The following is a 15173-nucleotide window of genomic DNA, read 5'->3' on the forward strand; positions in this document are numbered from 1 at the left end:
ATATATTTATGTTTTATTTTGATAAATATGGCATAAATAAAACACATTTTGTTAAATAAAAATAAATATATCCTATTAAATAAATATTAATTATTAAATACATACTAGTAACATAATCATTTTTTTATTATTTTATTATTATATAAAATAATATAAATTAAATAAATATAATTATTTAGAGTTTTTAACTATTTTTATTATATTTTATTATATTTGCTTAATAATTATAAAATTAAATAATTGGAATTATAAAAATTTAAGGATATTTATGAAAAAGAAAAGCATACATTCATGCATTATTTTATGTGGTGGTATGAGTAAGCGTATGGGTGAAGATAAAGGATCTATGCTAATAAATAATACTCCTATGCTAATTCATGTACTTGAATCATTAAACTATCAAATTGATGAAGCTTTCATTGTTTTAAATAATACTGAAAGAATATCTAAATATAAATTACTTATTAATGAATATATTAAAAAAAATGATATAAATTTTAGTTTTAATTTAAGTTTTTTAGAAGATGAAATAAAAAATAAAGGGCCAATGTCAGGAATAATTACAGGACTTAAAAATATTTCTGGGGATTATGGGCTTATATTACCTTGTGATTCACCATTTGTAAGTAGTGAATATATAGAAACTATGTTTAATGTTTTAGATAGATTAAAATCAGATTATATTAATTTTGATGGAATAATACCTTTTCACTTTAAAAAATCAAATGAAAATTTTACTTTTCCTAAATCAGGATTTTATGAAAGAGAAAAGACTAAAGATATATTTATAGAAAATTCAGAACCATTACACAGCATTTATAGTAAAGATACTTATAAAAAAATGGAAATATTTTTAAAAAAAAATCAAATGAAAGTAAAATCCATTATAAAAAATATAAAACCCTTTTTCATACTAATAGATGAAGAATATAATAATAATAATACTACTAATACTAATACTAATACTAATACTAATACTAATACTAATACTAATACTACTAATAGTAAAAATAATAGTAAAAATAAAAATTTAGAAGATTATAAAATATCAAAATTTAACTTTAGTAATATTAATTATAAAAAAGATATTGAAAAAATCAAAAAATAATCCTAATATCAACTAGGAAAATAGATAAAAAATAAAATAATATTACTGAAAATACACTCTCAAAGTGTAAAAAAGATAATTCTAATTTTACTATATTAAAACTTTCACCATTATTATATATAATCAAATTTATAGATTATATCAACTAAGAATATCTATAAATTACAAATTCATATAAATAATAATAATATATAATACTATAGATATTATTAAGGTTATAATACAGCTTTAATTAGCCATTTTTTGCATTGTTGATTTGAAGTATTGAAAATTTTGGAAATATATTTATTTTAAATTGAATTACCCAATTTCAATTGAACGAGGACTTCTCCCCATTTCTAAAATAAATTTATTGACCCGCTCAATCATATTGCAATAATCTTCACGATGAATTCTAATATCGCTTATTTGAGCATACTCTGGCATTTCACCAGTAGTATTTTTTATATCCATAATTTCTTCTACCATTTCTCTATATTCTTCTAGTGTCAAATGTGTCATAGATACCCACCATGATATAAAAAAATATTCATGGGTTTTATTATGATTATAAATACCTTCTTTCTACTATATAAAGTATTCTATTATTATCTACTCAAAATAAGTCCAAAATAATGTTTATAAAAATAAGATGTTTAAATAGGCCATATAATTGTACATTATATAATAAATATAATCAAAATATTAATAAAAAATAAATATTAATAAAAGTTGAAAATAAAAAAATAGATAGTATAAAAGTTGAAAATGAAAAAATAGATAGTATAAAAGTTGAAAATGAAAAAATTAAAAGTAGAAATATAAAATAATTTTAGTTTAATGATACTAATCATTCATCTACATATATACTTGCATTGTCATCAAAAGGATTTGTACGAATTGAAATAGAAAACATATAAGGATAGTGTAGTTTTAAATAGTACAAATAGTTAATCCATTCATAAACTAAGGTAGAATAAACCCGATTGATATCATTAGTAAGATGTTCATAATCACTTTCTATAAGTTCCACCTTAAGATCTCTTTTTTCAAGCTCTTCATCTAAATGAAATATAGCCAAAAGAAGGTTAGAAAATGTGTCTTTTTCCAGTAAATTTGGGTTTTCAAGTAGCCTTATTAAAAAACTTCTATTTCTAACCAATAATTCTTTTAATTCTATTAAAAAGATTTTACGTTCATTTGAATTTAAATTTAAATCAATTTCACAAGGTGTTTTCTTTAATTCATTTAAAAAATTGTTAAATTGATTATCTGACCAATTATTTATGCTTTTTAATAAGTTATTAACTTTATCATTTTTATTAGATATTTTAATAAATTTAGATAAAAATTCAGTCCCAAATTCTGAAAAAAAGACACTCATAATCATGTCAAGTTTTTCTAATATTGTTTCCTTTTCTTTTTTATTTATTATTCCTTCAACAACAAGAACAACTACAAGTACATCTAAAGGCATAAAAGCTAAATCAATCACTAAATAAAAAAGAACTTTTTCATGTTCATGTAAAGTAAAATATGCAAAACAATACATAATTATTGATGTTAATAATAGTATTATTCCTAATTTAATTTTCCAGTTTATTTTCAATTTGGTCCTCCTTATCAAATAATAATAGTAATAATAAAAAAAAACAACAAAAGAATACTACTAATATATATTACTAATTTATATTATTAATCTGTATTATTAATCTAAATATATGTATGATAAAAATTAACTGCATATAGTTCAATATATTGAAGCGAATGTTTTAATTATCTAATAATTTTAATCTTATAGCTATAAGAATTAATTTTAAATAATTTTAGGATAAATATCAATTTGAAGTAATTTTAGAATATATAATGGCTATGGGATTTTCAGCTATCATCATAGTTCTAATACCCACATCCCTACCTCTTGAAATATTTACTTCTATAATTTTAGGATTTAATCCTAATTTTTTCAATTTATTAATAGCAAGATATCTTGTTTCGATTAAAATCCCTGTGACTAATATTCTCCCATTTGGATTTAATTTTGATGATACCAATTCTAAAATTTTATCAATATCTCCACCACTTCCACCAATAACCACTATATCAAAATTTTCTATTGATTCAAGTGCTGAAACAGCATCATTTTGAATCAAATCAACATTATTAGCAACTCCATGTTTTTTAATATTTTTAGAAGTTAATTCTATGGCTTTTGGATTTTTATCAATGGATATTACCTTTTTTGCTATTTTCCCAAATTCTGTTGTTACTCCACCTGTTCCACAACCAATATCCACAACTATATCACTATTTGAAACTTCACTTTTACATAATAATAAACACCGAATTTCTTCTTTTGTTGGTCCTGGAACATCTTTAGAACTTATAAAATCATCATCTTTAATCATGTTATTCTCCATTAATATATTAATAAAAATATTATACTAAACTTCTTTAGGGATAATTTTTTTAAGAATTTTAGAAAATAATTATTCCCATCTCTTAAATAAATCATTATCGATATCTAGAGAATCTAGTATCTTACCAACAACAAAATTAACAATATCATCAACATTTTCAGGGTTATGATAAAAACCAGGCATAGCTGGCAAAATTATTCCCCCTTCCCTACTTATCTCTAACATATTTTCAAGATGAATAGACCTAAGAGGTGTTTCACGAGGGACAATAATTGTTTTTCTTTTCTCTTTTAATGCAACATCAGCTACTCTAGTTATAGCATTATTTCCATATCCATTAGCTATTGCAGATAAAGTTTTCATTGAACAAGGAACAATTACAAGAGAATCAAATTTAAAAGAACCACTATTAATAGATGAAGTTAAATCATCTGATTCATAAAAATGATTAGCTAATTTTTTTATTTCATCAATTTTAATCCCTAATTCATAATCAAAAATTATCTGAGCAGGTTTACTAACCACAACCCCAGTTTCTATACCTAATTTTTTAAGTGCTTCAAGTAGTTTTAAGCTATAAATAACACCACTTGCACCAGTAATTGCTATAACAATCATTTTTATACCTACAGATATATTATATAAACAAATAACATGAGAAAATATAAATAAATCTACTTATTATAATTTTAAAAATATTAATCTAATCACATAATAAATATTAGAAATATTAATCTAATAAAATAATAAGTATAAAAAATATTCTAATCAAATAATTTTGATTGTTCAAAATGAACTTTATCAAACTTATTTTCCGCTCTTTTTGGAAGATCCAAATAATTATCTAATTTAAAGTTTTTAAATTTATATTTATCCTCTTTTGGGACATATAAACAAATGTCCGGATAGTTAAATCTTGCAGTTTGAAGTGCTTTAACAATACTAGAAATCTCATTAAGATGAAAAAGTTCATCTCCAAGTGCAACTTGAGTCTTCATTTCATCAAATCTAGGATATTCAGGAATATTTAAAATAATATAATCTTTATCAATCCCCATATCTTCACTAATCTCTTCTTCACATTTGTAAAGAGCTTTTTTACTTATATTAAAAATCTCAGGAGGATTCTCAAATTCATTCAATCTTGTTGAACATACACTTTTAAGTAAATTTCTATTATCTAATCTAGTTATAATATTCTTAATAAAAGCATTATTATCTGATTCACTTTCATCTACATTCCTACATATACATAACATATCAGAGTCATCATATTTATATATATCATCACTACTAATAATACCTTCTTTAAAAACCTTTTTTAGACATCTTCTAAACATTGCATTTACAATACGAGTCGTATGATGTTGATAAACACTTGGGTACATCTGATACCTAGCTACAAGGGCTTCTTCGGCAGCTTGAACACCTTTTATATCTAAAATAAGGTATTGTTTAAGTTTAAGATTTGCAATAATTCTATCAACATCAATAACCCCATATGCTACTCCAGTATAATGAGAATCACGAATTAGATAATCCATTCGATCTACATCCAATTCACCAGAAATAATAGGTCCAAGAGCCCCCTTACCATTAATAATATCTATAACTTCTTTTGAATCAAATTCTTGAGATATTAGATCATTTAATGAAGTTTCTTCAATAACTTTAGCTGTTAAAACTTCGTGTTTAACATTTAAAACAGCTTCTGATACATGAGAAAATGGGCCATGACCTATATCATGAAGTAGTGCGGCAATTCTAACCAATTTTTTTTCATATTCAGATAAATCAAGGTGAGCCGCTAATTTTGATCCTAAAAACATTGTCCCAATAGAATGTTCTAAACGTGAATGATTTGCACCAGGATATATTAAAGATATAAATCCCAACTGTTTAATTCTCCTTAATCTTTGAATTTGAGGAGAATCAATCACTTCAACTTCAAATTCATTTAATGGAAGATTGCCATGAACACTATCTCTGAGAAATTTAGTTGAATCAGACATTATAACACTTCTTAAATTCTCTCAATAAAATTTTATTAAATTTTTAATATTATAACAAATCCATATAATTATGGAGTAAAATAGACAATTAATAATAATTTTTAATAATAATATCTATGAAAATAAAATGTAATAAGTTTTTCTATAAAAATAAGAAAAATATATTAATAAATAAAAAATAATGAAATTAGAAATTATAAAAAAATGAAATAAAAAATGAAATAAAAAATAAAATAAAAAATTAAATAAAAAATTAAATAAAATAAAAAAATATATAAAAGCCAAAAATTACTCTAAAGTAGGATAATTAGGACTTTCATTTGTAATTAAAAGGTCATGAGGATGGCTTTCTTTTATACCACTAGAAGTAATTCTAACAAATTTAGCTACTTCTTGCATTGTTTTAATGTCTTTAGCTCCACAATAACCCATAGATGCTTTAAGACCACCAACAAGTTGGAATACTACTTCATTAACAGTTCCTTTATATGGAACAGCACCTTCAACTCCCTCAGGAACAAGTTTTGAATGTTTCATTGGTCCTTTGATCTCTTGGAAATACCTATCAGCTCCACCACCAAAACCTCCTGTCATAGCACCCATTGAACCCATTCCACGATATTGTTTATATTTTCTTCCATTCATCACAACAACATCACCAGGAGATTCATAAGTACCGGCAAGTAAATTTCCAAGCATTACTAAATCAGCTCCAGCACCTAAGGCTTTAGCTATATCTCCAGAATATCTTAATCCACCATCAGCAATTACAGGAACACCATAATCACTTGCTACATCAGCAACTGATGAAATAGCAGTTAATTGAGGAACACCTACACCTGCAATAATCCTTGTTGTACACATTGACCCAGGACCAATTCCAACTTTTAAACCATCAACCCCTTGAGATATTAAATCTTCAGCAGCTTCAGGAGTAGCAATATTACCCATGATAAGGTCTGCGTCAATATTCTCTTTCATTGTTTTTGCAAATTTAACTACATTCATATTATGAGCATGAGCACAATCCACTGCAAGAACATCTGCTCCCGCTTCATCAAGTGCCATTGCTCTTTCTAAATCAAAAGGCCCAGTAGCTGCAGCTACTAAAAATTTTCCATTTTTATCCCTAGCAGCATGAGGATACTTTTTATGATTTAAAATATCTCTAATAGTAACTATTCCTGCCAATTTACCATCCCTAATAACAGGAAGCCTTTCAACTTTGTTTTCATATGCTAATTCAAGGGCTTCAGATGGAGTAATAGGTTCTTCAATAGTCACAACATCAGAAGTCATTATTTCTTCAACTTTTTTATCAGCATTGTTATTCAAAAAAGGTTTAATATCTCTTTTACTAATAATACCGATTAATTTTTCATCTTCAATGACCGGAAGACCACTAACTTCTTCTTCATCCATAATAGTTTTTACTGTTAAAATAGATGAGTTTGGAGTAATAGTAACAACATCTTTTATTGTTAAATCTCCAGACATTTTTACTTTTTTAACCTCCTTAACTTGCTGTTCTAATGTCATATTACGATGTATAACACCAAGTCCTCCTTCTTGAGCTAAAGCAATAGCCATGTCTGATTCTGTTACAGTATCCATAGCTGAACTAATAATTGGAATATTCAATTCAAAATTTTTAGATACTTTAGCCTTTGTATCAACATCTTTTGCTTCTGTATATGATGCATTTGGAACAAGTAAAAAGTCATCATATGTAAAACCTAGTTCAGCTTCTTTTAATTTCTTTGAATACACTTCCCTCACACCTATTTATAAATAAAAATTAATATAATTTTTAATAAAATAATATTTCATAATCTTTTAAACAAAATAATATAATTTCTTAAATGAAATAATATAATTTCTTAAATGAAATAAATTATAAACATAATATTTGATAGATTTATAAAAATCAAGTATCAATTATTATTTAATCAAATAATTAATATTTAATCAAATAATAAAATTAATCAAATGACAAAATTAATCAAATGATTTAACAAGATTTTTTAACTCAGCTACAGCAACTCTACTGATTTTACCAGTATTTCTGTCCCCACCAGTACATGCAGCTCCTCTAACACCAACAACATCACAACCAATATCATAAAGAGGTTTTAATTGTTCTTTTTTAACAGAACCTGCAAGTGCTGATTTTAAACCATAGCTATGAGTTTCATTTACAAATTTTTCTAATTCGTTTATATCTAAATAATCAAATAAAGTTTTTCCATCTTTAACCGCAGTATCCAGCATAGCTAAATCACTACCAGATTCTTTAGCTACTTTTGGAATATCCCATGGCGTAACTGCTCCAACTCTATGAGCATCAGCATAACCAGATGCAACAACAACAGCATCAGGATTATTATCCTTAACAGTTTTAACAACATTGGTCATGACTTCTAGAGCTTCCTCATAGTTAGACGTACCATATAATCCTACTTTAATATAGTCTGCACCAGAAGTTAGAGCACCCATAGCTGCAAGAGATACTGTTCCAGGTTTATAAGGAACATCACCAAGAGTCGCACTAACTAACATATCATCAGGAGTCATTTCTCTAATTTCTCTAATAACCCATGGGAAATTAGCACCTAGAGATCCTTCTTTGGGATTTTTAACATCAACAATATCTGCACCGCCTTCTATAGACTCAAGTGCTTCTTCATTGTTTATTGGGCTTATTAATAGAAGCAATACATTTCCTCCATAAATTTACTTACTAAAATTTAATTACTAAATTAAAATAAATACTAAACTAAAATAAATACAAAGTTAAGATAAGTACTAAATTAAGATAAGTACTGAAATAAGATACATACTAATTTTACTACTTATTATATAGTTAATATAAATATAATATTTAAATAATATTATTTTAAAAAATTTAAAAACATCAAATAAATAGTTAAACAAATTTAATTAATTTATATAATAAATCAGCATATTAAATAACAAATAGATATATTAAGATACCAATAGAGATATTTAATATAATAAACAATTTATTAAAAATATTAAATAATTTTATTTAAAATATTAAATATTTAAAAATATCAAGCATTTTAAAAATATCAAGTATTTAAAAAACATCTAGTATTTAAAAAATATTAATTTACTTTATCTATTAAATCTATAATATAAAAACTTTTAGATTAAAAAAGTCAATAATATATTTTTACAAAAATTTTTTATTATAAAATAAATAACTTTTTATTCAAATTAATAATGTTTTTAGTTAAATTTTAAATAAAATAACTTTACATAAAAATCTAAATAGTTATGATTAATTTTTATAATCACTAATTAAATAATATTAAATATTAAAAGATAAAAATTGAATATCATTTAATGAGTACCATAAAAAGTTGTCTTGATCTGTTTTAATTTCAACAAAACCAGTTTTTGTATTAATATTAATATAATTTATAGGACTATCAACTGTTAAAAGCTCAAATTTATCTGATGTAAGAGTTTGCCCTACTTTAAATGTCAAAGAATCCTTTGAGTTTTTTGTTTGAATAATTAAAGTATCAACTTTCATTTTAAATCTTCCATTGTATATTATAGATAATTATAATAAATTTATATATACTATATTTAATAATTTTGAATATTTAATTGTTTTTAATTTATAGGTTATAAACATTAATATATTAATATCAATATAAAATAATAATTTTATTAAGTAATAATAAATATGAGTAAAATAATACTGGGTATAATAATACTATTAAATACAAAAAATATATTTAAATATCTTCATTAGAATATCAATGCAATAATAATTTAAGATTCTATTATTAAATATTTAAATAATTAATTTATATATTACATATTATTATAATATTTTATATATATGTGTATTAAATACATGCGTATTAATTATATATGTATTAATTATATGGGTATAATAATTAAACTAAATTATATAAATTGAATTATACACATAAGAAAATATGTACCATATAATAAAAAAATAATAAAAAAGAAAAGATAACTAACTAAATAGAATATTTAATATGGAGATCCCTTATTTTTAATATTTTCCTTAAATTTATCGTGTTTTTTTGGATATAATCCTTCTTTATGAGTTTCAGCACGAAGATTTTCAATAATTTCTGATGTTGAAATAGTAACTGGACAACTAATTTTACAAAGCCCACATAATGTACATTTATAAAGACCTGATGAAACACTAGTTTCAGTATTCTGAATAAATTTACTCATAGCTACTCCTCGACCACCCAAATAATTATTAAAACCAAAATCATTACCTATAGCATTATAAACCGGACAAGTTACAATACAACTACCACAGCCAATACAATAAAGACATTCACCAATTGATTTTATAGCTTCTGACCTTCCATTATCTAATATAATTACAAATACTTTTTCTGCACCATACATATTTTTAAGTAGCTTTTTTTCAATGTCAGCAGTTTTAGAAGGTCCAGAAACAATATTAATATAAGAAGTTACTTTACTTCCTGTCGCATATATAGTTTCAAGTTTAGCTATTGAAATAGCATCTTCAATAGTTCTAACAATCTTTTCTATACCTACTACAACAATATGAGTCTTCATTAAAGATATAAGAGATATGTTTCCTTCATTATGAATAAATACCAAAGAACCATCTTCACTTGCCACTGCATTAGCACCACTTAATCCAATTTTAGCATCTGACAACCTAATTAAAATATCTTTTTTTACAGCATCCATAATGTCTTTTGGATTTGGAGGAATATCCTTACCCAATCCTTTACTTACAATATCTGAAATTGCTTCAACATTTAAATGAGATGCAGGACCTGTTGGATGTGCAGGTTTATTATCTTTACCTTTTAGTTGTAATATTCTATCTCCTAAATCTGTTTCAACAACATCCATGCCTTTTGATTTAAGAAAATTAGAAGCTGAGATTTCACCAAGAGTATTAGATTTAGATTTTGCCACTACAATCGGATTACTATCATCAAAATTAATATTATCATTTTCATCAGATTCAGAAATTATAATATCCTGAATAAGTTTTCTAGCTTCTTCATCATTACTTGCAAATGCATAATCAATATCATTCCTATCAAAAGATTTTTTAAGAGATTCAATTAATTCAGGATTATTATCAATGGAATCTTTTCTTATATTGATTACTTTTTCCTGAAGATTTTTAACTTGAGGATCATTTAGGATACCTTTACGTTTATCATAAACAGTTTTAAATGAATTTCTCATAGCCTTCAATTCATTTTCATTCATTTAATGATTCTCCTCATTATTTTCTAAAATTTCATCCAAATTGCCTTCAATACAAGCTAAAACAAATTCAGAAAGATCTAAAACTTTAAGTGATGAATTTTCATCCAAATTTATCTTACAAAAAGGACAAGAAGTTATTAAAATATTACATCCAGTTTTTTCTGCTTCTTCGGCCCTTTTAGATGCTATTGAATTAGCTATTTCTGGAAATGCAGATTTTACTCCTCCACCAGAACCACAACATAATGAATTTTCACGAATATTTTCCATTTCAATAATATTTGAAAAATTTTTTATAACATCTCTAGGAGCATCAAATTCCCCAGCATGCCTACCTAAATGACAAGGATCATGATATGTGACTGAAATATTTTTATTTTTTAGTGAATTTTTATCTAAAATATCATTTAAGGAATAATCATATTTAGAATCATTATTTATAATATCATTAAGTAACTGAGAAATATGAATAACATCTAAATCAGCACCAATGAACTCTTTATAATCATTTTTTAAAGTTTTATAGCAACCAGCACAAGAAACTACAATTTTTTCATTTTTTAGTTTTGGTAGATTTTTTTTCATCTGTTTTCTAGCATCTTCCTCAAAACCAGTTCTAAGTAGAACAGAACCACAACATTCTTCATTATCTAAAGTTTTAAAATCTATATTAGCTAACTTTAAAAGTTTTTTTGTAGAATCAGAAATAGAATTTGCTCTTTCACGAGCAGTACATCCTCTAAAATATAACATTATACATTCACCATACTCTCAAAACATTAAAATATCTAAAAAACAATTATAATACCCCTAATAACTAATGAGACATTATAAATAAATAGTATAAATTCTACTATGACAATCATGAATAAAAATTTAGTATAAATATAATTATAAATATAATTAATACAGGATATTAATTAAAATGATTATAATTAATTATTATTAATTATAAAATTATACAATTATATGTAAATTCATTAATATTGTAAAAATAATTATAAAATCTATTAAAAATAGTAGAGAAATAGATTATTTAAAAATTTTATTATAATACATTATGTATTTTATTATTAATATCTTTTTCTATATAATGAATATAAAAATAAAAAATTATAAAAAATCAAATTTTTGAATATAATTATTATAAAAATTTAAAATTAAATTATAAAAATTGTAAAATAAAACGAATTAGAATCAATATTATAAAATATTAATTTTCATCTTTTTCATCATTTGATTCTAATTCATAATTTAATTCTTTATCAATTGAAATTTTTCTTACTAATTCAGTTATATCTTGATCTAATTTTTCAAGTTTCATATAAACCCTAAATATTAAATAATAAGAACCAATAACACCAAAAATTATTATTAAATCTAAACCTCTACCAATACCAATAACACTAGCTATTTTAGTACTTGATTCAGGAACTATTGCAAATATGGCGAGTAAAATCCATAATAATACCCATAAAACAAAAGTAGTAACTGATGTTTTTTTCTTATGAAATCTATTAAAAACTAATAATATTGCTAAAATAGCTATAATTACAACTAATATCTGAAATAACTTTATATCTCCGAAAATTATTACACCTTCCATTAAAATAACATATATAAAAAATTTAAATCAATTATTAAAAAATTATTTAAATATATCAATTATCATCTTAAATAAAATTTTAAGCCCTACCAATGCATTAGTCCCTTTTGCCTGAGTTTCAGGAGTATAAATAGTAGTAATAGTAACTTCCTCTAATTTAAGACGATTTTTTCTGATTTCTCTTATAAATTCTGAAGACACGCCATAACCTCTTGACAATAAACTTAATTTAGGAATAATTTCTGCTTTAAAAGCTCTGAGACCAGATTGTGAATCTTTAACTTTAGTTTTGTAAAATACAAAAGTAATAAAATTCATAATAGTATTAGCAAAATTTTTAGAGCTAGGCATATCTTCAAAAGGCCTTGATCCAATAACAACATCAGCTTTTCCATTTTTTAATGGTTCTGATACTTTAGCTATATCTTCAATAGCATGTTGACCATCAGCATCAAATGTAACAACAAATTTTGCACCATGTATCAATGCTCCAGTCATACCTGTTTTTAAGGCAGCTCCTAAGCCCCTATTTATAACATGTTGATATAAAAATATATTATTTGGATATTTAGATTTATAAGATTTAGCTATTTTAAAGGTATTATCTTTAGAACCATCATCAACAAGAACAGCCATATATCCCAATTTTACAATTTCTTCTATAATTGGACCAACAGTTTTTTCTTCATTAAAAGCAGGAATTACTATAAATATCCCATCAGTATATTTTTTGTTTAATTTAGTATTATAGTGATTAGAATCTGTGTTTTTATTTATCATGTTAGATATACCACTTTAGATATATAATTAGTTATAGTAGTTATGTTAGATACATTAGTTAATAGTTATATTAGATATATTATATGCATTAGTTAATAGTTATATTAGATATATTAGTTATATTAGCTAAAAAATTATATGAAACCTCTTATTGACAAAAGTTATTAGTTAGATTTATTAATTTATTTTAATTTGTTTTGTTTAAATAATCAATAGAATTATTAGACATTTGTTTTACAGAGTGTTCACTTTATTATGTAATTTTATATAAATATTATTATATAAATACATTACTATTTTTAATATTCCCATAGACCAGTTTTTAACTTTAAATAAAATTAACTTAAAATATGCTAAAATTTAGAAATTAAGATAAAATAAAATTTTAATTTTGATTATAAAGGACCTGCATCCTCTTTACCTTCTCTCATTCCCATTCCAGCTTCTTTTTGCATTTGTTTAGGAGTTAACATCATTTTTATTAAATTTTGAGCATGTTCCCTTGCCCTATTTTCGGCTAATTCTTTTAAAAGATTATCCTTCTCTTCTTCATCTTCATGGACAAAAACTTCTAAAATATGAGTATTTGTCATTAATTGTGCACTAATAAGGCCTGTAGAAGCTTCATGGGCACATGTCTTATCTTTCTCCATAGGACCTGGCATTCCAAGTGCCATAACAATTTCACAGCCTTCTTCTTCGATAAGTTTTTTAGAAGCCACAGGAAGATCCTTAATCCCAGGAACAGTTTTACGAACAATCTTTAAATCAGTTGCATTAGATCTTAACTCATCAATAGCTGCTCCGCCCATATCAAAACGGGCAAAAGTAGTATCACAAATACCAATTCGCATTTATACACCTTTTAAAAATAATTATTTATAATTTTATTATAAATGAATTTTTATAATTACTATTAATATTATAATCATTTATTATATTAATTATTTAGTTATTAATTATTAGTATACTAGTTATTAACATATTAATTATTTTTTTATAAAATTAAAATATGTTAAAATTATTAATATTTAACTCTAATCTAATTATGAATATAACTATTACTATGTAACTTATTAATATTATAAATTATTTTTCATTTAAGTAATTTAATAGTTCTTTACGTGCCTCACCAATAGTTAAAGGATAAGAATTAGAAATTTTAATATTGTCTTGCTTTTCTAGAACTTCTAAAAGATGAGCTACCCTAGGCAATCTCAAATCTGCATCTCTAATTAATTCAATATCATCAAATACTTCATGAGGAGTTCCTTCTTTAATAATTTTACCCTCTTTAATAATATTAACCTTATCAGAATAAAGAGGGACTAAATCAACATCATGAGTAGATATAATAATAGTCATACCTTGATTATTAAGTTCATATAATAATTTAAGCATTTTAGAAGCACCTTTAGGATCCAATCCTGAAGTTGGTTCATCTAAAACCATAATTTCAGGATTCATAGCTAATATACCAGCAATTGCAACCTTCTTTTTTTGCCCACCACTTAAATGATGTGGAGGTTTTTTCTCAAAGCCTTCCATCCCAACACGTTTAAGTGAATCTGTAACACGTATTTTTGTTTCTTCCTGAGAGAAGCCAATATTGAGTGGACCAAAAGCAACATCTTCCTCAACAGTTGGTGCAAAAAGTTGGTCATCAGGATTTTGAAATACAATTCCCACTTTCTGTCTTGCTTTAAGCAAACCTTTTTTGTTATACTCTAATTTTTCACCATCAATAAGTACTTCACCATTTTCTGGTTCAAAAATTCCATTAAAATGTAGAAAAAGTGTAGATTTTCCAGCACCATTTTTACCAAGTAATGAAACAATCTGACCTTTTTCTACCTTGAAATTAATATTATCCAATGCTTTTGTACCATCAGAGTATAAATAAGTAATATTCTTAGCTTCTATAATATTCATTAGTCCACCTATTAATTGTTATAAATTATGTTTTATTTACATATATAATTATT

At 24.3% G+C, this 15173-nt stretch carries 15 protein-coding genes; 1 reads left to right on the top strand and 14 read right to left on the bottom strand.

The window, feature by feature from the left end; all coding sequences use genetic code 11:
* Positions 1 to 268 precede the first annotated feature (268 nt).
* On the top strand, positions 269 to 1108 hold the full coding sequence (locus Q0087_RS06030; protein ID WP_297898783.1) for a molybdenum cofactor guanylyltransferase: 840 nt from the start codon (positions 269 to 271) through the stop codon (positions 1106 to 1108).
* Between the two features lie 300 nt (positions 1109 to 1408).
* Here the strand turns inward: Q0087_RS06030 and Q0087_RS06035 are convergent, their stop codons facing one another.
* The 14 genes from Q0087_RS06035 to Q0087_RS06100 form a co-directional block, all read right to left on the bottom strand.
* On the bottom strand, positions 1409 to 1609 hold the full coding sequence (locus tag Q0087_RS06035; protein ID WP_297898784.1) for a pseudomurein-binding repeat-containing protein: 201 nt from the start codon (positions 1607 to 1609) through the stop codon (positions 1409 to 1411).
* 328 nt (positions 1610 to 1937) lie between these two features.
* Complete coding sequence (locus Q0087_RS06040) at positions 1938 to 2696, bottom strand: hypothetical protein (RefSeq protein ID WP_297898785.1); 759 nt, start codon at positions 2694 to 2696, stop codon at positions 1938 to 1940.
* 229 nt (positions 2697 to 2925) lie between these two features.
* Entirely contained in the window at positions 2926 to 3495 is a 570-nt protein-coding gene (gene cbiT, locus Q0087_RS06045; protein ID WP_297898786.1) for a precorrin-6Y C5,15-methyltransferase (decarboxylating) subunit CbiT, read from the bottom strand.
* A gap of 81 nt (positions 3496 to 3576) precedes the next feature.
* The gene (locus tag Q0087_RS06050; protein WP_297898787.1) at positions 3577 to 4125 is read right to left on the bottom strand and encodes a UbiX family flavin prenyltransferase; all 549 of its coding nucleotides are present in this window, start codon (positions 4123 to 4125) and stop codon (positions 3577 to 3579) included.
* 146 nt (positions 4126 to 4271) lie between these two features.
* Positions 4272 to 5519 (bottom strand): HD domain-containing protein, encoded by a 1248-nt coding sequence (locus Q0087_RS06055; protein ID WP_297898788.1) that lies wholly within the window; start codon positions 5517 to 5519, stop codon positions 4272 to 4274.
* Between the two features lie 288 nt (positions 5520 to 5807).
* Complete coding sequence (guaB, locus tag Q0087_RS06060) at positions 5808 to 7289, bottom strand: IMP dehydrogenase (protein ID WP_297898789.1); 1482 nt, start codon at positions 7287 to 7289, stop codon at positions 5808 to 5810.
* Positions 7290 to 7517: 228 nt separating this feature from the next.
* The gene (locus tag Q0087_RS06065; RefSeq protein WP_297898790.1) at positions 7518 to 8234 is read right to left on the bottom strand and encodes a (5-formylfuran-3-yl)methyl phosphate synthase; all 717 of its coding nucleotides are present in this window, start codon (positions 8232 to 8234) and stop codon (positions 7518 to 7520) included.
* A gap of 619 nt (positions 8235 to 8853) precedes the next feature.
* Positions 8854 to 9081: a hypothetical protein gene (locus Q0087_RS06070; RefSeq protein ID WP_297898791.1), complete on the bottom strand. Its 228-nt coding sequence runs from the start codon at positions 9079 to 9081 to the stop codon at positions 8854 to 8856.
* A 473-nt stretch (positions 9082 to 9554) separates the two neighbouring features.
* Positions 9555 to 10802 (bottom strand): LUD domain-containing protein, encoded by a 1248-nt coding sequence (locus Q0087_RS06075; protein ID WP_297898792.1) that lies wholly within the window; start codon positions 10800 to 10802, stop codon positions 9555 to 9557.
* Positions 10803 to 11555, bottom strand: a complete 753-nt coding sequence (locus Q0087_RS06080) for a (Fe-S)-binding protein (RefSeq protein WP_297898793.1) — start codon at positions 11553 to 11555, stop codon at positions 10803 to 10805.
* 460 nt (positions 11556 to 12015) lie between these two features.
* A complete protein-coding gene (locus tag Q0087_RS06085) occupies positions 12016 to 12408 on the bottom strand; it encodes a DUF2304 domain-containing protein (protein WP_297898794.1) in 393 nt (130 codons plus the stop codon).
* A 42-nt stretch (positions 12409 to 12450) separates the two neighbouring features.
* Positions 12451 to 13188 carry a glycosyltransferase family 2 protein gene (locus tag Q0087_RS06090; protein ID WP_297898795.1) on the bottom strand — a complete coding sequence of 246 codons (738 nt, stop codon included), beginning with the start codon at positions 13186 to 13188 and terminating at the stop codon, positions 12451 to 12453.
* Positions 13189 to 13583: 395 nt separating this feature from the next.
* Complete coding sequence (ribC, locus tag Q0087_RS06095) at positions 13584 to 14042, bottom strand: riboflavin synthase (protein ID WP_297898796.1); 459 nt, start codon at positions 14040 to 14042, stop codon at positions 13584 to 13586.
* Between the two features lie 235 nt (positions 14043 to 14277).
* Complete coding sequence (locus Q0087_RS06100; RefSeq protein ID WP_297898835.1) at positions 14278 to 15114, bottom strand: ATP-binding cassette domain-containing protein; 837 nt, start codon at positions 15112 to 15114, stop codon at positions 14278 to 14280.
* Between the last annotated feature and the right edge of the window lie 59 nt (positions 15115 to 15173).

The organism is uncultured Methanobrevibacter sp., assembly GCF_937881195.1.
Lineage (GTDB): Archaea > Methanobacteriota > Methanobacteria > Methanobacteriales > Methanobacteriaceae > Methanobinarius.